This is a genomic window from Blautia coccoides, assembly GCF_034355335.1.
Lineage (GTDB): Bacteria > Bacillota > Clostridia > Lachnospirales > Lachnospiraceae > Blautia > Blautia producta.
In genome coordinates this window covers 2419070-2440499 of sequence record NZ_CP136422.1, presented here as the reverse complement: position 1 = coordinate 2440499, position 21430 = coordinate 2419070, and the positions used below count along the sequence as shown (strand labels likewise).

Genomic DNA, 21430 nt, shown 5'->3' with positions numbered 1-21430 from the left:
TCTCTACGAGATGAAAGCCCGCAGACTGCCTGTATGGGAGGAATCTGCGGGAACTTATAAACTACACTAATTTAACGTCTTTTTCGCCAGCTTCAATGCGGCCGATGACATACGGTGTCTCACCTGCTGCCTTTACGGCTTCCATGGTCTTCTCCACATCTGCCGCATCCACAGCCATCACCATACCGATACCCATGTTATAGGTATTGTACATCATCTTCTCATCAATCTCACCTTTTTTAGCCATCAGGGTGAAGATCGGGGGAATCGGATAACTATCCTTTTCAATCACTGCGCATACGCCGTCTCCCAGCATTCTAGGCACATTCTCATAGAATCCGCCGCCTGTAATATGGCTGCAGCCCTTGACGCGGACACCGGCTTCTTTTACGCTTCTGAGAGCCTTTACATATATTTTTGTGGGGGCGATCAACGCCTCTCCCAGGGTTTTGCCCAGTTCGTCATAGTAAGTCTCCAGAGACTCTTTTGTCATGTCAAACACTTTTCTGACCAGAGAAAAACCATTGCTGTGCACACCGGAGGAAGCCATGCCTACAAGCACATCGCCGTCTTTTAAATCTTTTCCTGTGATCAGATCTTTTTCGTCCACGACACCAACAGCGAATCCCGCCAGGTCATATTCATCTTCCGGATAAAAACCGGGCATCTCTGCTGTCTCACCGCCGATGAGGGCTGCATTTGACTGCTCACAGCCTGCTGCCACGCCTTTGACGATCTCAGCGATCTTTTCCGGGTAGTTCTTGCCACAGGCAATATAGTCCAGGAAAAACAGAGGTTCCCCGCCTGCGCACGCAATATCGTTCACACACATTGCCACACAGTCAATTCCCACTGTGTCATGCTTGTCCATGATGAAAGCCAGTTTCAGCTTGGTTCCAACGCCGTCTGTCCCTGATACCAGAGTTGGCTTCTCCATATTTTTGAATGCATCCATGGAAAACGCACCGGAAAATCCACCGATATTGGTGAGAACTTCCGGTCTCATGGTCTTTTTAATGTGTTCCTTCATCAATTCTACTGATTTGTAGCCTGCTTCAATATCTACACCGGCATTCTTGTAATCCATTTTCATCCTCCAAAGGTTTGTTTTCTGTATTAATATTCTTTATATCCAACTTCCTGCAGTCTTGCGTCTTTTGCAACGACCTGGTTTTTCAGCTCTTCTTTGTAGTCTTTCAGCTTCTGCAGCAGTTCCTGGTCGGAAGTTGCTAAAATCTTGGCTGCCAGAATACCCGCATTGGCTCCTCCGTTGATCGCAACTGTTGCAACCGGAATTCCGGACGGCATCTGAACGATGGAATACAGGGAATCTCTTCCTCCTAAAGACGTGGTGTGCATGGGAATACCGATAACCGGCATTGGGAAAATCGCCGCACACATACCGGGAAGGTGAGCTGCCATTCCTGCGCCTGCGATGATAACTTTGAAATCTTTCTCCTCTGCCGTCTTTGCGTACTCAAAGAATACGTCCGGTTCTCTGTGGGCTGAGATGATCTTCATCTCATATTCGATTCCAAATTTCTCCAGCATGTCTGCTGCCTTTTTCATAACAGGCATATCAGAGTCACTTCCCATAACAATTCCAACTTTTGCCATGACTTTATCTCCTTTATATTTGAATTTTGTTGTTAAGGCTCACGAAACTGTGAATCATAACGTTAGCATTCATCTTTACAGAACAATTTTACATAGAGTTCTAAATATTGTCAACCTCATATCTCATTTTTAATGGCAGGTTATAGCGGAAAATGGCAGATATCCGCATAAAAAGGAAGGCCGGGTCCGCAACGGCCCGGCAGTATACGTTTTATAATTCTCCCAATACCCGGTTCAGTTCCTCAGTCCCCGGCAGGACAAATCTGCTGTCTTCTATGATTGGTATCAGACTGCCATCCTTTTTCACAACTGTGATCTCCCCCAGCTCCTCATAAGGGATGGTAATGTCCGTATGACATCCAAAATAGGCTTTGCCCGCATCGATCCTTCTCAGTATAGATACTTCATTGTCCCTGGCAATGATCTCTTTCCCGTCCGGATTATATACCGCGGTATCCTCAGACCAACTGTAGCAGGTATCACCCACTGCAAAATGCGGTCCCATCTTCTCCGCAATGAGAACGGGCAGGATATCCTCGATCTGATATTTCTTTGCCATCACATACGCTGTTGTGTTGGTGCCTATGGCAAATTCCCCCAGCGGAAGCATGTCGTGGTGGAAGAGAATATTTTCCTTGATATAGCTCCTGTTTTCCTCCTCATCAGGAAAATTCCCGCAGGTGTAATCTGACACCCTTCCATCTGTAAATGTCAATTTCAAATCTTTGTAATATAATCCGTCAAGATACACACCGGATACGTGGAGCACACCGTTTGTTCCGCACAGTACCGGACTTGTAAAAACTTCACCTACAGGAATATTGACATCCGCCACACAGTTTTCAAAGTTCGTCTGTTTTTCGGGACATTTTAGCTCATGCAGACACACTGTCATATCTGTGTGGTTGACACCCCTGCCTTTTATCTTAACTTCACAGCCTTCATCCAGGGCATTGATAAGCTTTTGCTGAATATTCTGATAAAGGCGGTAATCTAAAGTGTTCAGACGCACTGTCTCCCTAAATATCTCTTTAAACTTCTCCCCTATCTCACATACCGGATAGGCAATAATGGTAAAACTGCGCTCCTCACCTTTGATGTAGCGGTTCACGATCTGTCCGGCCTCATTGTCATAAGTCACCTGCAGCTTTTGCTGATGGGGTGTCAGAGAAAAAGCTTCTTTTTTATTCTCCGGTGTAAACGGCTTCTCACCAAATGTCTCAATAACGGCCGGACCTCCATGCGTGCCGGCAAGTTCCTTTACCTGCTCATAAGCCACCTGCATGACCCGAAGCTTCCGCTGCACAAATTCCTGATCCAGAAAAAGCGCTGCATCGTCCTTATGGTCATAATCAAACTGCTTATTGGGGACTGCCCCATAATATCCGATCCTGTGATGCTGCTTTTTATTTACTGCATGGACGGCACTCCGATAGATGACAGGCTTTAATCCCATTTTTTCAAACTGGAGGACAGCTCTTTTCACAATTGGCTCAAACCCCAGTTGATAGCGAATATTCACACTGTTCTTTTTGGTAATATCTTTTCTGCCGTTAATGAACCCTATCCGGTACCCCTCAGTAAATGTACGGGCCATATCCTGCAGTTCATTTTCAGAGAAGCTGTTCAGGTATTCCGCCATGGCAAGTTCATTCTCTGTCACGTATTCCCCGTACTTGTACAGATATCTCAGATCTGTCAGGTCATTGTCACAGATAATGCGCACAGCAAAATCAAGAGAAGGGTCCACAGCTTCCCTGATCCTTCTCCCTGCCATCTCCTCACTGTAATCACTCACATACCAGTAGAGAGTGTCCTTTATCTCCTCCGCCGGTACAACAGGCTCCTCCAGAAGATTATAAATCTGGACGTACAGTTCCATGATCACGGTCATATCAAAAAGGCGGTCCTCATAGGCGTACGCCACGATGCCCCGTACCTCTGCGGCCAAGAAGGAAAGCAGTCTCCCGTAATCTTCCCGCAGCATACGCACTGCATATGCAGGATTCGCATAGGATGTCTCATAGGCCCCCGGCAGTATCCCTTCATATAAAGCCTGGTTGTTCTTTTGAAGTTCCGCAAGAGACGCCTGATCCAGCCATCCCTCTTGGATCTTCTCATGGAAGTTGAGCACATAATTCAGAAATGGAGTCATCTCCTTAAAAAAGCCCATAAACCTTTCCGGTACATCCATTTCCTGCTGCATGTCCCGGATTCTCTCTTTTACCAGTTCAAAACGCTCTTCTAAAAATGTATCTTTACTCATCTCTAAGATTCCCTTTTTTCACATTTTTTTCAAGAATACCGTCCACATAGTCCATCAGCGTCTCTGAACCCTGCGCTGTTTTTGCATTTCTTTTCATAACCTGTGATTTCTTGATCTCATGCTCCCGCCAGGACTTGCCGTCTGTGGCGTCATTGAGCATCAGCGGCTGAACACAGTCAAGGGAATGGGCGAACTTAGCCTCCGGTGTCTCGAATGTTTCAAACTCTTCCCACAGATCCAGCATTTTTTCAGCCTGGTCCTCCGGAAGAAGTCCGAATATGCGTTTTGCTGCCTTTACCTCCCGCTCCCGCTTATCCATATGTCCGGCCTCATCGTAGGCGTAGGTATCCCCAGCGTCAATTTCTACTATATCATGTATCAGTACCATAAGCATGGTCTTGGCCGTGTCTATGGTTTCATTGGCATGCTCTGACAAAAGGGCAGCCATCAGCGCCAGATGCCAGGAATGTTCCGCATCGTTTTCCCTGCGGATCCCGTCTGACAGATATGTCTGGCGGCGGACAAATTTACTCTTATCCACTTCCAGCATAAATTCCATTTGTTTTTTCAGTCTCTCGTCCATTTTATCCTCCTTATGAGATGCCTACCAGAAACAGTGCGATCCATATGACCATCAGCACGCCATTGGCCACTGAGCCAACCTTGCTGTAAAGAAATTCGCGATTCTGTTCGGAAAAACTTTTCAGTCCCAGTATAAACCCATAGACCGACAGACCAAGAGCCAAAATCCCCAAAGCTCCCAGGTACATGCCGCCCTGTCCGTTCAATGCCAGGGCACAGATTGCTGCTCCTAAAAACAGCAGGCAGGATACCAGTGCAAGAATAGAAGACTCTACGCCTCCCCTGGTATGTCTTTTTTTTGTAAATGAATATTTATAGCGTTTTTTTGCCATGCTGTTTCCTCCTGTATTTTCTATATATATAATGGCTGACGGCAAATAAAAGATATCCTATTGCCGCACCAGTTGTATTCAAAATCATATCATCCACATCAAAGCATCCCAGCTTAGTGACAAGCTGTATGGTTTCCACGCAAAGGCTCAGTGCAAAACCGGAAAAAGTAATAAAAAAGAATCCCCTTGCATTTCTGCAAATGATGGGAAGGATCAGGCCAAAAGGAACAAAACCTATTACATTTCCGAACAGATTAGATACCACTGCCAATACTCCAAGCTGTTCTCTGTACATCCAAAATCTTTTGATCTCCTGCAGGGGAGTCAGGTTATAATGATACTCTCTCTGGGCAAATTCCACGCCGCTGAACCGCTCCGCAAAAAACAGGAAATAGACAAGCGCAAGTATATAAACCAGAAACAATACTGTTCCCGCCGCTTTAATTTTCCTTTTTGTTTTATTTTTCAATGTTCTAAACTCCTATTGCATAGTCTCTCCTATGTATGAAGAAGAGGGCTGCATAAAACGCCCTCTTCCTTAATTTTGTGTTATTCTGTCCGGCTAGAATGTGATTTCGCTTCTCTTTTTTAAAAGTCTGGTTCCGTTGATAATAAGCATAACGCCGCTGACAATACTTGTCACCATTACGATGATTCCCAGTACCAAAGCAGTGACCCCGGCACATGACATAGTCTTATAAATCTTCTCGTTCACCTAGCACACTTCCTTCCGTCCCGACAAATTCAGATGATTGTCTTTATTCTTCTGCGCCATATTTCTCATAATATGCATCAATGGCTGCTTTCATCTTATCATCAATGATAACTTTTCCTTTGTATTCTCTGTTGTACAGATGCTCTACCACTTCCTCCATGGTTACAATGGCAGTTGTGGCCAGGCCGTACTTTTCTTCTATTTCTTTGAGCGCGCTCTTACTGCCCTGTCCCCGCTCCATGCGGTCTACAGAAACCACAAGACCGATAGGGCTTACACTGCCCTGCGCCTTGATAATGGGGAGTGTCTCAGCAATAGAGGTACCTGCTGTTGTCACGTCCTCAATGATGACTACCTTGTCGCCGTCCTCAATAGGACTTCCCAGAAGGATTCCCTTATCTCCGTGATCCTTTACTTCTTTCCTGTTGGAGCAGTAACGGATATCTTTCCCGTAAAACTCACTGATCGCCATGGTTGCCGCTACAGTCAACGGTATTCCTTTGTAAGCCGGACCGAATAGTACATCAAAATCAAATCCGAACTTGTCTGCAATGGCTCTGGCATAGTATTCCCCCAGCTTGCAAAGCTGTGCTCCTGTTCTATAAAATCCGGTGTTTACGAAAAATGGGGTATTTCGTCCACTTTTTGTGACGAAGTCTCCGAATTTCAGCACCTGGCAGTCCACCATAAATTCAATAAATTCCTGTTTGTACGCTTCCATATATCCTTAAACCTCCGTATTTACGGGCTTTTTCAAGCCCTTATTTTTTATCCTTATACCCTACTACACCAATTTTACACCATTTCAAACTCAACTACACCTTTTTTCAAATTTTTGCATTTCCTCAAACATAGTATCTTCTGTCACATGGCAATACAAGTCCATTGTCATCTGTAATGTACCATGTCCTAAAATTCTTTGCAGTGTCTTTGGGTTCATCCCACTTTCGATTGCTCTTGTAGCAAAAGTATGTCGGAATGTATGTGGCGTAAAAGGCTGAAATTCTGTTCCTGTCTTGTTAATTTTTTGAATAATTAAATCTAGACATTGTTTAATTAAAAATTGTTGTGTAGGCTGATTATTTTTTGTAACAAAAACAAGGGTTTCATACTCCTTTAATGCAGTTTTTCCTTTTAAAACAATTTCCTGCTTTTGTTGTCTCTGACATTTTAACACATTCATTGCTTTTGCAGTTAAAGGAATATTTCTTCTGCCATTGTTGGTTTTTGTATCATGCATTTCAAAAACATACTTACCGTCTTTACTGAAATAACATAAAGTATGCCTTACATGAAGAATTTTCTTCCTAAAATTTACATCTTCCCATTGTAAAGCACATAATTCTCCCACACGCAATCCTGTTTCTAATGCTAACACAAAAAGATTATAATAAAAAGTTCCTTTTGCTTTTTCTAAGAATATATCTGTTTCACGAACTGTTAATACCCGTCTTTCCTGTTTTTCCTCTTTGGAAATCACAGTATTAAGCTGTTTAGCAACATTCTTAATAAGCAAATCCGTATCAACTGCTTTATTCAACATATCCACTAATATCTTTTTTGAATTTTTTCTTGCATTATCTGTGTCCAGTTTGTTGATTGCTTCTTGCATGATAATAAGGTTCAATGATGTTAGTTTTCTCCACCCAAGTGCTTCTTGAATCCGCTTGTAGTGGGTAATGTATGAACCTTTTGTTGAACTTCTGCAATTTTTCTTACAAGTATCCAGCCAAATATCAAACCATTCATCTAATGTTATATTTGTGTCTACAACATTGATAGCTTTTTCATCATTATACTGTTCGTTTCGGAGTTTCTGCCTAACCTCATTCAAAGTCTTTGCATAGATTGTCTGTCTCTTTCCAAAACGATTCATAAATCTAGCCTGATACAGTCCGTCCTTTCGTTGGGAGATACCAGTTCCTAATTCTTTCCCGTTTAGTGATTTACCCATCACTGCCTCCTTTCTTAGCAAAATCGGGAAAAGAACTATTAAATTCCTTTCAATTTTACCATACCTGATAGAGATTTTCAATTCGGGAATTTGACCGGAAATCAAAGGTTTTTCTCTGATTTCCAGTCATTATTTTTATCCTACAACCTGATTTTTCAACCACACATCCAGTTTTGCCTTATGTGCATATAACCTATTGCCAATCCTAATGGTAAAACCGTTATATGGATTCCTCAAAAGCTCTCTGGCTTTTGTATCTCCAATCCCTACTACAATATGTTTATGGTTAATATCCCTTACAGCCAGTAAGGAATTATCCATCTTGTTGCTTAAGCTGTATAATGATGGAGCAATCGGTATATCGTCTTCCAATCTTGGACTTCGCGTCCGTAAATTAGACTGATAACCAGCTCCTCATTCGCAGCGTTCGTTTTATGCAGGTTGAATCGCCATAGGTGCATTCGCGTCACACCACAGTAGATTGAATAGGCAATGAGTAAAACTGGTATTTATCCATTGCAATAATCTTAAGGAGTGACAATTTATGAACGCAGTAGGTATCGATGTTTCAAAAGGTAAGAGTATGGTTGCTATCATGCGACCTTTCGGTGAAATTGTTTCCGCACCTTTCGAAATCAAACACACAGCCAGTGATATCCATTCACTTGTAGAACTCATCAACTCTGTTGAAGGGGAGTCCCGAATCGTGATGGAGCACACAGGACGTTATTATGAAGTCCTCGCCCATCAGCTTTCAAAGGCAAATCTTTTCGTCAGTGCCATTAACCCAAAACTTATCAAAGACTTTGATAATGATTCTCTTCGTAAAGTGAAATCTGATAAAGCGGATGCTGTTAAGATTGCCCGATATGCTCTTGACAAATGGCAAAATCTTAAACAGTATAATGTTATGGATGAATTACGCAATCAGCTCAAAACCATGAACCGTCAGTTCGGCTTTTACATGAAGCACAAGACGGCTATGAAAAATAATCTTATCGGCATCCTTGACCAAACCTATCCTGGTGTTAATACTTACTTTGACAGTCCTGCACGCAGTGACGGCAGCCAGAAATGGGTTGATTTTGCATCTACATACTGGCATGTGGACTGTGTCCGTAAAATGTCTCTGAATGCCTTTATCGACCATTATCAAAACTGGTGCAAACGTAAGAAGTACAACTTCAGCCAATCCAAAGCTGAGGAAATCTATGGAAAAGCAAAGGAACTTGTTCCTGTACTTCCTAAGGATGACATTACAAAGCTTATTATCAAGCAGGCTGTAAACCAGCTTAACAGTGCTTCTACAACCGTTGAATCACTACGCACACTTATGAATGAAACTGCATCCAAACTCCCAGAGTATCCTATTGTTATGGCGATGAAAGGGGTTGGTGCTTCGCTTGGTCCTCAATTGATGGCTGAGATTGGTGATGTTTCCCGTTTTACCCATAAAGGTGCTATTACTGCTTTTGCCGGTGTAGATCCCGGTGTTAATGAATCGGGAAGTTATGAACAAAAAAGTGTTCCAACTTCAAAACGAGGCTCATCTGATCTTAGAAAGACTTTATTTCAGGTAATGGATGTCTTAATAAAAACACACCCACAGGATGATCCTGTGTATCAGTTCATAGATAAGAAACGGGCACAAGGCAAGCCTTATTATGTCTATATGACTGCAGGTGCCAACAAGTTTCTAAGAATCTATTACGGACGAGTGAAAGAATATCTTTCATCTCTTCCAGAATCCTAATCATCATTATAATTCTCAGACCAGCACTGGTGTGGTGGTCTTATTTTGATACCTAATTTTCAACCTGTATAAAATTTTCAATGTTCTTCAATTTAGCCTTGACTTTTTATTTGCAGGCTAAATATTCACTTACTTCTTTCACATTCAATAATGCTTTGTCTATAATACCATCTCCTTACTATCATATTTGGGTAGCTGAATTGATTTTCTGTAATCATCATATATCCGCTGTTGCACGGTGTTCATTTTCCCATTCTCCACCAGTAGCCCGATATAGTCCCGATTATCCAGTTTCCCTATCTCTGAAAACATCTTCAATGACGGGGCAACAGAGGTTGTAAGCCAGTCCCATGTACGTTCCAGTGTTTTCTTCTGTGGGTTCATGGTCAGCTTGATTTTCCCTATGTCTTGCATGAATTCTTCCCACGGTGTGTAAGTTGGGTACAGACGTTTTCTGGTTGTGGTGCTGTTCTCCGGCTTCTGCAAGAATCTGACCTTTTCATTTAGCACCTGCAACGCCACCTGTGCCACATCCCTGTGCTGTATCAGTGCTTGTACTGCCTTAACTGCCCGTTCTTGCCGGAACCGTAGTTCATACCTGTTCCAGTCCGTATCTGCTTCTTTTCCATACTTTTCAGCCTGTTCATATCCTTTTTCATAAAAGACTATCCTGAAATCACTGGTCTTACTTCCCAAATACAGGCTTTTCCCCTTATGTATCATTGCTTCTTCGCCCAATTCACCCGAACCATTTTCTGAAATATTTCTTAACTGACTGGACAGCATACCCTCTTCCGTCATTTGAACAAGTGTCGGAATGTGAAGGTATGGTTTCCTATCATCAATCGCCAAATCTATCCGGGGAAAATTCACATCATATTTACAAACCCTTTCCAAGAAATCAAACCATGTTTCCTTGTTGATTGTAAGAAAGTTCTCGTAATTCCGGCATCCAGAACCACTCATTAGTATCTGGAATCCCTCATATTGTGCCTTACCTGTTGGCTTTAAGATTTTGATATTGTCAAATCCGGCTATCAGTTCATGTCCGGCTATTCCCTTGCCTTTACAATGCAGTTCCATAAGATTTAAGGGAATCCGGAGAATGTCCTCAATGATAGTAAACACATCCAAACCCTTTACCGTAATCTGACACCAGTCAATCAGTGCTGTTAATTCTTCTTTCTGACGAGTTACCCTCCTGTTAGTATAGGAGGGTTCTGAAAACATTCTGTTTTCCGTGCGTTATCACCTGCCCTTTCCTTTGTGGCTCTGCCACCGCTTCAAAATCTCTCACCTGTATCTTTTGGGAAGATACAGGCGGAGATTTCAAAGCGTGATATGCTACACGTTCTTGCCGGAAACCGCCCGAATCCCTTTGCAGGTGAACCGTTCTACCAATGTAGCGTAGTTCCCCCTCTGCACATATGGGTCATATACCGGCGCTTGCAGTTCGACTACAGAATAGGGTTCAATCTTCGGAAGCTCTGTTGTTTCCAGCCGGATGTCAATGCTGTTCCCTAACTTGATACTGCCAAGGTGGAGTTTTAACGCTTCGACTTCCTCTGTCCGCTTTCTGGTTTCCTTGTCGTAGCGGTAGCAGTAATCAGCACCCATGTAGCGCAGTTCCCCGAACGCTTCTTTGACCTGCTCTTTTGTCATTGTAATCTGCATATTTTTTGTCTCCTTTTCTTGAATCTTCGTGAATAAGCTGCTGGTAAGTGTAACAAGTCCTTTTCTTAACCATATCTGCTTTATTGATTTCATTACTTTTCTCCTTACCTCTTGGCACTATCATATACTCTATTTCCTGTTTTGTCAACACATATTTTACTTTTATCATTACTTTATTCTTGAAGTATTACATTATCTTTCCATATCTTTTCAAAAGTTTTTATATTTTACCCCTTACATTTCTCCTTATATTGTGGTATGATGAATCCAGAAATGAGGTGTGATTATGTTTGTGAACAAAGAAGCGGTTGGAAAACGGATTTTACAGATACGGAAGAAATACGGTTACAGTATGCAGAAGTTCGGGGAAATCATTGACAATGCCCCGAAAGGCTCTGTGAACAGTTGGGAAAAAGGCGTAAATCTTCCTAATGAGAAACGGATGAAACAGATAGCCACCCTTGGCAACATCACGCTCAATGAACTGCTCTATGGCTCATTTAAAGAATATGTAGATATGCTGATAGTGGAAAAGCTGGGGATTCAGTTGCCGGAAGAATTTGCGGAGAACTTCTACCAGATGATACAGCAGAATGGGTATACATACGGGGATGATATGGAGATTGTAAGGCTCGTCAATGGATTTATGACCTACCACAATCTTTCCACGAAAGAGACAGCAATATTTTACCAGCCCACCGCTTATTCCGGGAATTTCTTTGAGGGAATCATCCAGAGGGCAGACTATTCCGTACTGGTATGCAATGCCTACGCTGACAGGAAGAACAACACCCTGCACATCATCCCGGCTTTTGGAGAGGAGCAGAATGAGGAGCGCATTGACTTTTCCCATGCTGCGGACAAGCTGACACTCCCACATAATAATAATTACTTCACTTCCGGCTTTCTGACACTTGGCTTGACTTTACGGGATTCTAAGTTGATTTATTATGGAATTGACAACAACGACTATATGGCTCAGATTATGCCTTATGAATATGATTGTGAATCAGACGCTTACATTCTAAATGAAAATCTGGACTTTATCAAACAGGACAGCTTTCTTAGAGAAGCCACAAAAGAAGCGGTATTCCGTAAGTATGAATCCGAACAGAAGTAACCCATATCATAAACAAGAGGACTTGCAAGGTTGTGACCTTTCAAGTCCTCTTATACATCATGGTGGTACCGGCTCCGTTCGTTCCGTAAAGGACTGCCCTACGGCGTCTCGGCTTCGCCTTGTTCCTTTACCTCACTGGTTTACAGGCTTAATTATTACTCTCTCGTCAGATTGAACATTTTTAAAATTTCATAGCCGTCCAGCATTCCTGCCATGTATGCGTTCACATGATAATCATACTCTACTTCATCTTTCCTTGCGATTAAAGTATCCACAATATATCGTTGCTTTTCTGTCAATTCTAATTCATCAACATCTCGTAATGCCTGCTTAGCTTCTTCTGACCTTTTCTGATATTCCATATCACTTTCCAGTAAATGACACAATGTCTCATTCTTCATACTATCTGCTGCAAGCTTTAATAACTCTTTTACTTCTTTCATGTGTACCTCTCCTCTAAGAACTTATGTTTGTGCAACTAGTCTAACCATACATGTTAGAACTTCTTTTTCTATTCTAACATCTATACAATAAATATCAAGAATTATCGTTCTCATTTTTGTTACACGTTTCGACAAGGGGAGGTTTCTATGACTGACACTGAATATGGATTCATACAAATAAAGTTGAAAAACATTTTAAAAGATAAAGGTCTAAGCCGTAACAAATTATCGCACAAGGCAGAAATGCAGAAAAGCCAAATTAATGCTTATTACAATAACACCATTACAAGATTGGATACCGCTGTACTTGCTCGATTATGTACTGCATTAGATTGTCGCATTGAGGATTTACTAGAATTTGTACCATATAGCAACCCCTCCGAATAGCAAATATATGTTTGTGTTACTTTTTGCACAAGATATGTCAGAACTTATATTCCTGCCCCAGTATGTCTAAACTGTATACATAAAGTATCAAAACAATACGGTACTAAATAATTTAGAGGGGGCACTAACTTTGATAGATTCAGATTATGGTACAATCAAAATAAAATTAGATGAACTTTTAGAAACAAGTGGACTTAGTAAGAATAAATTAGCACATAGAGCAGAAATGCAACGTAGTCAACTGAACGCTTACTGCAACAATACTATCACAAGATTGGATATTGCTGTACTTGCCCGATTATGCACTGTTTTAGAATGTCGTATAGAAGATTTGCTTGAGTTTATTCCAGCAAATAATAATAAGTAAAATATAGAAGTATCATTTGCCTAATTGAAAAAGAAGATTGCTGATAGAATTTGGCAATCTCCTTTTTATTTTCAGGTATTAAATTTAATAATTCTTTCCGATTTCTTTACACCATTTACTACACCATTTTTGTATTAAACTACACCATTTTATAACAGGCTGTGGCATTTACGGAAATACGGATTCAAGAGAAAGTCAGTATATACAAGGATTTAACAGCTTATAACAAGTTTCACACAACCGTTGTTATAAATTCAATAAATTCCTGTTTATACGCTTCCATCGAATTTCCTCCTAGTTTTCTATTCCCGTCTATTCTACCACACCGATCAGGGATTGAATATCCTCAATTTTATTTTTCTTCATATAATCCTCAATCCCCTGCACAGTCTCCACCGTGGCATATGGATTGGTGAAGTTGGCTGTCCCGATGGACACAGCCGTGGCACCGGCCAGGATAAATTCCAGGGCATCCTCCGCATTGCAGATACCGCCCATACCGATAATAGGCAGCTTCACCGCACGGGCCACCTGGTAAACCATGCGGACAGCTACGGGTTTCAAACAGGGACCTGACATACCGCCTGTTTTATTTGCCAGGGCAAACGTCCTCTTATTGATATCTATCTTCATGCCTGTCAGAGTATTGATCAGGGAGAGCACATCCGCGCCGCCTGCCTCGGCAGCCTTTGCCATCTCGGTGATATCTGTCACATTCGGACTCAGCTTCATGATGATAGGCTGCTTTGCGTACTTCTTTACTTCCCTAGTGATGGTCTCCACCGCTTTCGGGTCCTGTCCGAAGGCAATGCCGCCCTCCTTCACATTTGGGCAGGAGATGTTGATCTCCAGCATGTCTACAGCCTCACCTGCCAGACGCTCCACTACTTCACAGTATTCCTCTGTGCTCTTGCCGCATACATTAACTATGATCTTTGTGTCATATTTTTTCAGGAAAGGAATGTCTCTCTCGCAAAAAACATCAATACCGGGATTCTGCAGTCCGATGGCATTGAGCATTCCGCAGGAAGTCTCTGCAATACGTGGAGTGGGATTTCCCGTCCACGGCACACTTGCCACGCCTTTTGTGACAACAGCACCCAGGCGGCCGAGATCCACAAACTCACTGTATTCTGCCCCGGAGCCAAAGGTTCCGGAGGCTGTCATGACCGGATTTTTCAGTTCCACACCTGCCAGATTAACTTTTGTATTCATCAAAGCTCTACCTCCGTGCTCAAAAATACAGGACCGTCCTTGCAGATTCGCTTATTATGCACATGGGAATGACCGTCCACTTCCTTTGACTGACAGACACATGCAAGACAGGCACCGATCCCGCATGCCATTTTCTCCTCAAGAGAGATGTAGCATGTAATATTCCTCTCCTCAGCATAAGCCTTTACAGCGCGCAGCATAGGAGTTGGGCCGCAGGCAAGGATAACGTCCGGCTCCATTTTATTTTCACGGACTGCATCCATGACATTTCCTTTTATGCCTGCGCTTCCGTCCTCTGTTGTGATGAAAAGTCTGCCTGCTGCCTCCAGTTCTTCCTTAAGAAAAAGGTCCGCGCTGCGGTAGCCGGAGATGATCGTCACATCCGCATCCGCCTCTTTTGCAGTCTGCAGCATGGGAGGTACGCCAATACCGCCACCCATCATGAGCACACGTTTTCCCCTGATTGCTTCCAGAGGGAAGCCGTTGCCCAGAGGTCCCAATATATCAAAGGTGTCACCTGCGCCGGCTTTTGAAAATTCTTCTGTCCCGCTGCCCACTGTTCTGTATACGATCCTCAGGCTTCCCGCCTCCCTGTCTATCTCGCACAAGCTGATGGGGCGGGGCAACATTCTGCTTTTATCATTGCTGTAGACAGAGATAAACTGTCCCGGTTTTGCAGCTGCAGCGATCTCACGGGCTGAGAGCCACATACTGTACACACCCTCAGCCAGTTTCTCCTGTTTTATCACTGTACTTCTTATCTTTACTTTTGCCATGATCCTCTCCTTATTTTGCAGCCTGCAGAGCGCCGTCGATATCAGCGATCATATCTTCCACTGCTTTTCGGGAGGCGTCTGCGAAATTCGTCTCACCGATCTGTGCGTATTTCTCCTGCTTGTAGGCAGCTATGATACCGCGTGAGGAATTAACAATGGCTCCCAGTCCATCCTCATTGAAAAAATGTACCAGGTCTTTTCCCTGGCCGCCCTGGGCACCGTATCCCGGCACCAGAATATAGGCTTTCGGCATAATGCGGCGAAGGACCCTGCCCATTTCCGGATAAGTGGCACCTACCACGGCACCGATGTAGCTGTAAGTGTCACCCATGCACTCCTGTCCCCATTCTGCCACTTTCTCTCCCACCAGTTCGTAGAGCGGTCTGCCGTTCACAAGCTGATCCTGGAACTCACCGCTGGAGGGATTGGATGTCTTCACCAGAATGAAAAGACCCTTTTTCTCTTTTTTGCAAACATCAATGAACGGATTCACACCGTCTGAGCCAAGATAGGGGTTCACGGTCACAAAATCTTCATCAAATCCGGCGTATTCTTTTGAACCCACCTGGATTTTTCCGATATGGCCGGCTGCATAAGCCGCAGAGGTGGAACCGATATCACCGCGCTTAATGTCACCGATGACAACCAGATCTTTTTCTTTACAGTAATCCACAGTCTTTTTAAAAGCCATAAGACCCGGAATGCCGAACTGCTCATACATGGCGATCTGGGGTTTTACCGCGGGGATCAGGTCATAGGTTGCATCTACGATCGCTTTGTTGTACTGCCATACAGCCTCCGCTGCACCTTCCAGTGTCTCGCCGCACTCCTTGAAGGCAGCCTCCTGGATGTGTTTTGGTATATAATTAAGCATAGGATCCAGACCCACCACGATAGGTGCGTGGGTCTTCCTGATTTTCTCTGTAAGTTTATTGATCATGATTCTTCCTCCGTGAGATAAATTATTATTGAAAAAAGAAGTTTGCCGGGCATTCCCGGTACCTGTGCTGTTTTTTATTGTTTCAGCATGCCGTCCTGTATATAGGCGATCCTGCCGTCACAGATTGTCGCTTTTACCAGCCCTTTTACTTTGCGGCCATTGAAAGGCGTATTCTTTCCCTTTGACAGGAAAGTCATGGAATCAATGACATATTCCGCTTCCGGGTCGATAATGGTCACATCCGCAGCTTTTCCCTCTTCCAGGGAACCTCTGTCCAGACCGATGACCTTGGCAGGATTATAGCTCATCTTCTCTGCCATCTGCATAGGGGTCAGTATCCCTTTGTCTACCAGCTCCGTGATGGTGAGCGCAACAGATGTCTCAAGCCCTACTATACCAAACGGCGCTCTGGTGATAGGCATGGTCTTCTCCTCACGGCTGTGGGGCGCATGGTCTGTACTGATCACATCCATAATATCCTCCTTCAGACCACGGATCAGGGCATCCCTGTCCTCCTTTGTCCGCAGAGGCGGGTTCATCTTATAGTTGGCATCATTGGGGTCCACATCGTCAGAGGTCAGTGTAAAGTGATGAGGGCACACTTCTCCCGTCACTTTGATGCCCTCCTCTTTTGCCAGCTCTATCATGCGGACGCTCTCTTTTGTGGAGCAGTGGCACAGATGGAGCTTTGCACCTGTCTCCTTTGCCAGAATAATATCCCTGGCTGCAATGATATCCTCCACAGCGTTGCTGATCCCAGGTAGTCCCATCTTTCTGGAGTGCTCGTCCTCATTGACACATCCCTTGCCCACAATATTCCGGTCCTCACAGTGGGCAAATACAGGAACATCGTATTTGGCAGCGATCCCCATTGCGTTTTTATATAATCTGGCATTCATGACGGATTTGCCGTCCTCGCTGATGGCAGGCGCACCCTGCTCGATCATCTCCTCAATGTCAGCCAGTTCTTCACCGGCCTGGTTTTTTGTAATGGCACCCACCTGCATCACATGGATAGGTGACAACTCTTTTGCTTTATTCTGAACATATTTGACACGGTCCGCACTGTCGATGACCGGCTTGGTGTTGGGCATGGCAAGGATCGTGGTGAACCCGCCTCTGGCTGCTGCCTTGGAGCCTGATACAATATCCTCTTTGTAGGTCAGCCCCGGGTCCCGCAGATGCACATGCAGGTCAATAAGACCGGGCATTACATAGCAGCCTGAAGCGTCAATGACTTTATCTGTCTTATCCTTGGGCTTTAGGCCCTTGCCTGTCTTTTTCACCTTTCCGCCCTCTATATAGAGGTCACTTATCTCGTCTGTTTTTGTTGCCGGATCGATGATACGTCCGTTTCTGATTAAAATATTCATAGATTCTTCCTCCGGGACTTTACATCTTTTGATTTTAATAGTAACATACACAATTTCTTTCGTCAATTATACATTTTCACTTGACTTTTTTTCCATTTGCGAATATACTGAATTTGTTAAAGGAATATTGGATATAAATAATTGAAAGTGCATTTAATAAGCTTCCGGTTATCGTGATGTTAAGCGGTTTTTAGAGATTGTATTATTTCTTATTTATAATACCCTCTCTAAAGACCGCTTATTTTTCATAAATAATGGGAACTTTCCACGAAGCGTACTTACTGTTTTCTTTATCCAATCCTAATTTTTATTTTTTTATTTTATGGAGGTAACACTATGAACAAGGGAACTGTAAAATGGTTTAATGCAGAAAAAGGCTACGGATTCATCACAGGTGAAGACGGACAGGATGTATTCGTACACTTCTCCGCTATCAATGGAGATGGTTTTAAATCCCTGGAAGAAGGACAGGCTGTATCTTATGATTTAACTGAAGGCGCTCGTGGAATGCAGGCAGCTAACGTAGAAAAATTATAATTTCCGGATAAACTGTACGAAAAACGCGGCTGGGCAGAATCTTCTGCCCAGCCGTTTTTTATTCCCTGGCACTTTTTTTGTTCTCATACATCTTCTTATCCGCCTGTTCGATCAGTTCCCGCAGCCAATCATGGCATTCCCCAGACATTCTGCCTGTGGCTGATCCCGCGGCTATGGATATTTTCACCTCGTGCTCCTGATTGTATCTTTCCTGGGCTTTCTTCAGGTTTTCCTCCCATGTACGGATACTGTGCAGACGCTTCACAAACACCAGGAATTCATCACCGCCAATTCTGTATATCTCACCAAAACCACCAAACGCTTCCCTCAGACACCAGGCACATCCCTTGATCATTTCATCACCCGCCCTGTGTCTCAGAGTGTCATTTATTTTCTTCAGTCCGTTCAGATCCGCCATGACCACTGACAGCTCCTGTCCCTGCACCATGGTCCTCTGCAGATCCTGCAGCCGCATCTCATAGGCGGACCGGTTTCCCAGCTTTGTCATAATATCCATATAAGCCAGCTCTTTTAAGATCCTGTCACCTGTCTTGTCCTCCAGTATCTCATTCACCTGCCGCATGGTCATGCATATAAGTGCGCACATGAAGCCCAGAAGTCCCAGTTGATAATACATGGCATATCTGCTGCCCACCCCGGTATAAAAAGAGAACAGGGAGACTGCTGCCATGAGCATTAAGAAAAATACACCCGCAAGGAATATTTTGGCATATCCGGCCCTGCTGCTCTTCAGCTCCATTGCCATGTAGATAACAGAACAGACAATTGCAGCCGCATAAAACACATGGGTCACCGGCAGCATATTCATAAGCTTACATACCCCTGTCAGGTAGAGCAGACTCTGAACCAGCACATTACAGGACAGTACAGCCTTCATCCAATCCAGCATAACGGACTGTCTGTTGCAGACTTCTTTGATAAAGGAGAGCATAGGAATGGGTATCATATAAAAAGCGGAAAAGGATATGAAACAGATCAGCCTGGGCCATGGCACCCAAAACATCATGAACTGGGAATCCGTAAGAATCCACAAGGCGGATACCAGTATAAAGATCCAGGCGTAAAACACACTGGATACACGAACTGCCTCCCTGACTCTCAAAAGCAGCCACAGGAGAAAAAGTCCCGCGCTCAGCACAAGAAGGACCACGCAGAAAATCAGCCTGGGCTGCTCCTGTACCTGGACATGCATGAACATACTCTCCTGGCTGTCCAGATAAATGACCGGGATCTGAAACTGTCCCGCCTTATAGAAATTACTGATCCGGAGTGTGAGCTCTTTTCCCGCATCTTCTCGGTTCAATTTTACCATGCACAGAGTGTTTCCCAGCATACTGCAAAAGGCTCCCGTCTCTTCCTCTAAATACTGGTATCTGCGCTTACCGTCAATATAAACCTCTGCCTGCTGGTAATGGTTTAAAAATCCCAGATATTTCTCTTCCTCCAAAAATTCCGGAATATCCTGCCGCAGAACAACTGCGCCGCTGCTGCTTTTTATCCTGGAAGGCACTTTGCAGATCTCTTCCCCTCCGCCATCGGCATCACAATACCAGCCAGTATCCCATTTATATAAACTGCTGTCTTTTCCCCAGACCTTCTGAGCCTTTTCCTGCAGTGCTGTAAGAACCATCAGCACACTCATGATCACTGCCGCAATGATCAAAATCCAGTGCTGGATTTTCCTGATCCCTTTTTCCCTCAACCACAATTCCTCCATTGAAACTTAAAATGTACTGCTGCATTGTTTCCATCCTGCGCAGTGTACCCCCATCTGGAGGACTTTCTTATGTTATGAAAAAAGGAAATGCATCTCTGCATTTCCAATTCTGCTTTCCTGTGCTTATTCAGCCGCGTCTCCTGCTGTAAGCTCCTGGAGATAATCTGTCATGGCTGTAACATTCATTTCTGTAGTGGTGGCTTCTCCCTCTGCATCGTCTTTTGTAACGAGACTATAAGCAGAATAGCCGATCCATCCCACGATCAACAGACAAACCACAGAAACGATTATCTTCTCCATTAAAAGGGAACGTGCCTCTTTTTTCTGGATCTTGTCGCGGTTACTCTTATAATTTTTATACTTGTCAACTTTTTCCTGACTCATGATGCTTCTCCTTATGTATCATATGGATATTCTCTGATTTTTAATTATAACATATCTTTTTTTATTTTACCACTCTTTTGAGATTTCTTCTTCTCTGATCCCATACTGTTCCATAAACTCCCGCAGATCTGTCTGGCTTTTGATCAGACAGACATCCTGGAATTTTCCTGTTTTTAACTCTTTGAAACCCGCCACCTGTTCACCGGTACAGATACTGGATCTGAGCACAGGCTTCATCTCTGTGCGGTCAAAGGAAAAAACCTCTTTTTTCTTTTTTCTACCAAACATGGAATCACTTCCTTTTCACTTACACCAGCCCCAGGGTTCTCAGTAAAAACAGCCAGCCGGTCAATGTAAATGCGGAAAAAAAGGTTGTCAGCATAACTGTACTGGAGGTCAGCACACCTTCATGTCCCATGTTCTTCGCCATGACAAAGCAGCTCACTGTTGTGGCTGACCCCAGCATGACCAGAATGACCGTCAGGCGTTCCTTCGTATATCCCAGCCGGACGGCCAGGGGAAGGAAGATGGCAGCCAGTACCACCAGCTTTATCACACTGGCCAGCACGGAAGGCCGCAGCTTTGCCAGCGCCTTTTTTCCCTCAAAGGATGCCCCCATAGCCATAAGCCCCAGCGGGGTTGCCAGAACTGCCACATTCTTAACTGTCTTCTGCATGATTTCCGGCTGAGGTATCCTGAAAACAGACCATAAGATCCCTGCCAGGATCCCCAGTATAATAGGGTTGGTAACAATGCCCTTTGCTGTTTTTAACAAAAGTTTTCTGTCAAGCCTCTTCCTACCCGGCTTCATAAGGGAGAGCACCACCACTGCTGCCGCATTGTACAGGGGAACCGTACCCACGATCATAAGAGGGGCCATGCCCGAACTGCCGTAGATATTCTGTATAAAAGCTATGCCCAGAATAGCCGCGCTGCTCCTGTAGGAGGCCTGCACAAATTCTCCGCGGATGTCCTCCTCCACCAACAGCCTGGCAAGAAGGGCAATGGCGGTAATACTCACCAGTGTGGCAAGAAAGCAGAACAGGACAAATCCCCCGTCCCAGCTTTCCCGCACATCCACAGAGGAGATATCCTGGAACACCAGCGCCGGTATGGCCGCCACAAAGACGAACCGGTTGAGCTTTGCCACAAAATCAGGGCCCATCAGTCCCAGATACCTGAACAGAAGTCCGAGAAGCATGGTGAGAAAAATGGGCAGAGTGGCATTCAGGCTGAATATCAGATTCTCCAATTATC

General features: G+C 44.1%; 26 protein-coding genes. 5 read left to right on the top strand and 21 right to left on the bottom strand.

All coding sequences use genetic code 11. From position 1 onward, the window contains the following. Nucleotides 1-61: 61 nt before the first annotated feature. The 10 genes from purM to BLCOC_RS10755 form a co-directional block, all read right to left on the bottom strand. A complete protein-coding gene (purM, locus tag BLCOC_RS10800) occupies nt 62-1087 on the bottom strand; it encodes a phosphoribosylformylglycinamidine cyclo-ligase (RefSeq protein WP_018596701.1) in 1026 nt (341 codons plus the stop codon). 29 nt (nt 1088-1116) lie between these two features. Continuing rightward, a complete protein-coding gene (purE, locus tag BLCOC_RS10795; RefSeq protein WP_018596700.1) occupies nt 1117-1617 on the bottom strand; it encodes a 5-(carboxyamino)imidazole ribonucleotide mutase in 501 nt (166 codons plus the stop codon). 211 nt (nt 1618-1828) lie between these two features. After that, nucleotides 1829-3883: an aminopeptidase gene (locus tag BLCOC_RS10790; protein WP_115625284.1), complete on the bottom strand. Its 2055-nt coding sequence runs from the start codon at nt 3881-3883 to the stop codon at nt 1829-1831. Then, on the bottom strand, nt 3876-4466 hold the full coding sequence (locus BLCOC_RS10785) for an HD domain-containing protein (RefSeq protein ID WP_029469592.1): 591 nt from the start codon (nt 4464-4466) through the stop codon (nt 3876-3878). The genes BLCOC_RS10790 and BLCOC_RS10785 overlap by 8 nt, the downstream gene beginning before the upstream one ends. Nucleotides 4467-4476: 10 nt before the next feature. After that, nucleotides 4477-4797 (bottom strand): DUF6142 family protein, encoded by a 321-nt coding sequence (locus BLCOC_RS10780; RefSeq protein ID WP_018596697.1) that lies wholly within the window; start codon nt 4795-4797, stop codon nt 4477-4479. Continuing rightward, nucleotides 4778-5266: a VanZ family protein gene (locus tag BLCOC_RS10775; protein ID WP_018596696.1), complete on the bottom strand. Its 489-nt coding sequence runs from the start codon at nt 5264-5266 to the stop codon at nt 4778-4780. The genes BLCOC_RS10780 and BLCOC_RS10775 overlap by 20 nt, the downstream gene beginning before the upstream one ends. Before the next feature lie 93 nt (nt 5267-5359). Next, complete coding sequence (locus BLCOC_RS10770) at nt 5360-5512, bottom strand: hypothetical protein (protein WP_029469593.1); 153 nt, start codon at nt 5510-5512, stop codon at nt 5360-5362. Nucleotides 5513-5555: 43 nt separating this feature from the next. After that, complete coding sequence (gene pyrE / locus BLCOC_RS10765) at nt 5556-6233, bottom strand: orotate phosphoribosyltransferase (protein ID WP_115625283.1); 678 nt, start codon at nt 6231-6233, stop codon at nt 5556-5558. 90 nt (nt 6234-6323) lie between these two features. After that, a complete protein-coding gene (locus tag BLCOC_RS10760) occupies nt 6324-7466 on the bottom strand; it encodes a site-specific integrase (RefSeq protein WP_115625282.1) in 1143 nt (380 codons plus the stop codon). 135 nt (nt 7467-7601) lie between these two features. After that, nucleotides 7602-7838, bottom strand: coding sequence for a molybdate-binding protein (locus BLCOC_RS10755; RefSeq protein WP_272868256.1), 237 nt, complete (start codon nt 7836-7838; stop codon nt 7602-7604). Nucleotides 7839-8010: 172 nt separating this feature from the next. Between BLCOC_RS10755 and BLCOC_RS10750 the strand changes: the two genes are divergently transcribed. Next, nucleotides 8011-9219: an IS110 family RNA-guided transposase gene (locus BLCOC_RS10750; RefSeq protein WP_115622407.1), complete on the top strand. Its 1209-nt coding sequence runs from the start codon at nt 8011-8013 to the stop codon at nt 9217-9219. A 159-nt stretch (nt 9220-9378) separates the two neighbouring features. On the opposite strand, the gene BLCOC_RS10745 is transcribed toward BLCOC_RS10750, so the two are convergent. Together BLCOC_RS10745 and BLCOC_RS10740 are read right to left on the bottom strand one after the other, a co-directional pair. Next, complete coding sequence (locus BLCOC_RS10745; protein ID WP_103732407.1) at nt 9379-10449, bottom strand: replication initiation factor domain-containing protein; 1071 nt, start codon at nt 10447-10449, stop codon at nt 9379-9381. A gap of 114 nt (nt 10450-10563) precedes the next feature. Continuing rightward, nucleotides 10564-10893 carry a hypothetical protein gene (locus BLCOC_RS10740; protein ID WP_103732415.1) on the bottom strand — a complete coding sequence of 110 codons (330 nt, stop codon included), beginning with the start codon at nt 10891-10893 and terminating at the stop codon, nt 10564-10566. A gap of 286 nt (nt 10894-11179) precedes the next feature. Here BLCOC_RS10740 and BLCOC_RS10735 point away from each other — a divergent pair, with 286 nt between their 5' ends. Next, nucleotides 11180-12013: a helix-turn-helix domain-containing protein gene (locus BLCOC_RS10735; protein WP_103732408.1), complete on the top strand. Its 834-nt coding sequence runs from the start codon at nt 11180-11182 to the stop codon at nt 12011-12013. 155 nt (nt 12014-12168) lie between these two features. Here the strand turns inward: BLCOC_RS10735 and BLCOC_RS10730 are convergent, their stop codons facing one another. Then, a complete protein-coding gene (locus BLCOC_RS10730) occupies nt 12169-12456 on the bottom strand; it encodes a hypothetical protein (protein WP_103732409.1) in 288 nt (95 codons plus the stop codon). Nucleotides 12457-12603: 147 nt separating this feature from the next. On the opposite strand from BLCOC_RS10730, the gene BLCOC_RS10725 reads away from it, so the two are divergent. Then, entirely contained in the window at nt 12604-12843 is a 240-nt protein-coding gene (locus BLCOC_RS10725; RefSeq protein ID WP_103732410.1) for a helix-turn-helix domain-containing protein, read from the top strand. Between the two features lie 130 nt (nt 12844-12973). Further along, nucleotides 12974-13210 carry a helix-turn-helix domain-containing protein gene (locus tag BLCOC_RS10720; protein ID WP_103732411.1) on the top strand — a complete coding sequence of 79 codons (237 nt, stop codon included), beginning with the start codon at nt 12974-12976 and terminating at the stop codon, nt 13208-13210. Nucleotides 13211-13522: 312 nt separating this feature from the next. Here BLCOC_RS10720 and BLCOC_RS10715 read toward each other — a convergent pair whose 3' ends face one another. From BLCOC_RS10715 to BLCOC_RS10700, 4 genes are all read right to left on the bottom strand, one after another. Then, a complete protein-coding gene (locus BLCOC_RS10715) occupies nt 13523-14425 on the bottom strand; it encodes a dihydroorotate dehydrogenase (protein WP_174717656.1) in 903 nt (300 codons plus the stop codon). Then, the gene (locus BLCOC_RS10710; protein WP_029469595.1) at nt 14425-15201 is read right to left on the bottom strand and encodes a dihydroorotate dehydrogenase electron transfer subunit; all 777 of its coding nucleotides are present in this window, start codon (nt 15199-15201) and stop codon (nt 14425-14427) included. The genes BLCOC_RS10715 and BLCOC_RS10710 overlap by 1 nt, the downstream gene beginning before the upstream one ends. Before the next feature lie 10 nt (nt 15202-15211). Then, nucleotides 15212-16141, bottom strand: coding sequence for an orotidine-5'-phosphate decarboxylase (pyrF, locus tag BLCOC_RS10705; RefSeq protein WP_115625280.1), 930 nt, complete (start codon nt 16139-16141; stop codon nt 15212-15214). Nucleotides 16142-16215: 74 nt separating this feature from the next. Next, complete coding sequence (locus BLCOC_RS10700; protein ID WP_115625279.1) at nt 16216-17514, bottom strand: dihydroorotase; 1299 nt, start codon at nt 17512-17514, stop codon at nt 16216-16218. Nucleotides 17515-17850: 336 nt separating this feature from the next. Here BLCOC_RS10700 and BLCOC_RS10695 point away from each other — a divergent pair, with 336 nt between their 5' ends. After that, complete coding sequence (locus tag BLCOC_RS10695) at nt 17851-18051, top strand: cold-shock protein (RefSeq protein WP_018596689.1); 201 nt, start codon at nt 17851-17853, stop codon at nt 18049-18051. Between the two features lie 58 nt (nt 18052-18109). Here BLCOC_RS10695 and BLCOC_RS10690 read toward each other — a convergent pair whose 3' ends face one another. The 4 genes from BLCOC_RS10690 to BLCOC_RS10675 all read right to left on the bottom strand — a co-directional run bounded on the left by BLCOC_RS10690 (nt 18110) and on the right by BLCOC_RS10675 (nt 21425). Next, nucleotides 18110-19774 (bottom strand): GGDEF domain-containing protein, encoded by a 1665-nt coding sequence (locus tag BLCOC_RS10690; protein WP_165907239.1) that lies wholly within the window; start codon nt 19772-19774, stop codon nt 18110-18112. A gap of 138 nt (nt 19775-19912) precedes the next feature. After that, the gene (locus tag BLCOC_RS10685; RefSeq protein WP_115625277.1) at nt 19913-20173 is read right to left on the bottom strand and encodes a hypothetical protein; all 261 of its coding nucleotides are present in this window, start codon (nt 20171-20173) and stop codon (nt 19913-19915) included. 66 nt (nt 20174-20239) lie between these two features. Then, nucleotides 20240-20461, bottom strand: a complete 222-nt coding sequence (locus tag BLCOC_RS10680; RefSeq protein ID WP_029469598.1) for a hypothetical protein — start codon at nt 20459-20461, stop codon at nt 20240-20242. A gap of 19 nt (nt 20462-20480) precedes the next feature. Next, on the bottom strand, nt 20481-21425 hold the full coding sequence (locus BLCOC_RS10675) for an AEC family transporter (RefSeq protein WP_115625276.1): 945 nt from the start codon (nt 21423-21425) through the stop codon (nt 20481-20483). Nucleotides 21426-21430 lie beyond the last annotated feature (5 nt).

Coding starts and splice junctions, on each gene's coding strand:
- purM (WP_018596701.1), bottom strand. CDS start 1,087: ATGGATTACAAGAATGCCGGTGTAGATATTGAAGCAGGCTACAAATCA.
- purE (WP_018596700.1), bottom strand. CDS start 1,617: ATGGCAAAAGTTGGAATTGTTATGGGAAGTGACTCTGATATGCCTGTT.
- BLCOC_RS10790 (WP_115625284.1), bottom strand. CDS start 3,883: ATGAGTAAAGATACATTTTTAGAAGAGCGTTTTGAACTGGTAAAAGAG.
- BLCOC_RS10785 (WP_029469592.1), bottom strand. CDS start 4,466: ATGGACGAGAGACTGAAAAAACAAATGGAATTTATGCTGGAAGTGGAT.
- BLCOC_RS10780 (WP_018596697.1), bottom strand. CDS start 4,797: ATGGCAAAAAAACGCTATAAATATTCATTTACAAAAAAAAGACATACC.
- pyrE (WP_115625283.1), bottom strand. CDS start 6,233: ATGGAAGCGTACAAACAGGAATTTATTGAATTTATGGTGGACTGCCAG.
- BLCOC_RS10760 (WP_115625282.1), bottom strand. CDS start 7,466: ATGGGTAAATCACTAAACGGGAAAGAATTAGGAACTGGTATCTCCCAA.
- BLCOC_RS10750 (WP_115622407.1), top strand. CDS start 8,011: ATGAACGCAGTAGGTATCGATGTTTCAAAAGGTAAGAGTATGGTTGCT.
- BLCOC_RS10745 (WP_103732407.1), bottom strand. CDS start 10,449: ATGTTTTCAGAACCCTCCTATACTAACAGGAGGGTAACTCGTCAGAAA.
- BLCOC_RS10740 (WP_103732415.1), bottom strand. CDS start 10,893: ATGCAGATTACAATGACAAAAGAGCAGGTCAAAGAAGCGTTCGGGGAA.
- BLCOC_RS10735 (WP_103732408.1), top strand. CDS start 11,180: ATGTTTGTGAACAAAGAAGCGGTTGGAAAACGGATTTTACAGATACGG.
- BLCOC_RS10730 (WP_103732409.1), bottom strand. CDS start 12,456: ATGAAAGAAGTAAAAGAGTTATTAAAGCTTGCAGCAGATAGTATGAAG.
- BLCOC_RS10725 (WP_103732410.1), top strand. CDS start 12,604: ATGACTGACACTGAATATGGATTCATACAAATAAAGTTGAAAAACATT.
- BLCOC_RS10715 (WP_174717656.1), bottom strand. CDS start 14,425: ATGAATACAAAAGTTAATCTGGCAGGTGTGGAACTGAAAAATCCGGTC.
- BLCOC_RS10710 (WP_029469595.1), bottom strand. CDS start 15,201: ATGGCAAAAGTAAAGATAAGAAGTACAGTGATAAAACAGGAGAAACTG.
- pyrF (WP_115625280.1), bottom strand. CDS start 16,141: ATGATCAATAAACTTACAGAGAAAATCAGGAAGACCCACGCACCTATC.
- BLCOC_RS10700 (WP_115625279.1), bottom strand. CDS start 17,514: ATGAATATTTTAATCAGAAACGGACGTATCATCGATCCGGCAACAAAA.
- BLCOC_RS10695 (WP_018596689.1), top strand. CDS start 17,851: ATGAACAAGGGAACTGTAAAATGGTTTAATGCAGAAAAAGGCTACGGA.
- BLCOC_RS10685 (WP_115625277.1), bottom strand. CDS start 20,173: ATGAGTCAGGAAAAAGTTGACAAGTATAAAAATTATAAGAGTAACCGC.
- BLCOC_RS10680 (WP_029469598.1), bottom strand. CDS start 20,461: ATGTTTGGTAGAAAAAAGAAAAAAGAGGTTTTTTCCTTTGACCGCACA.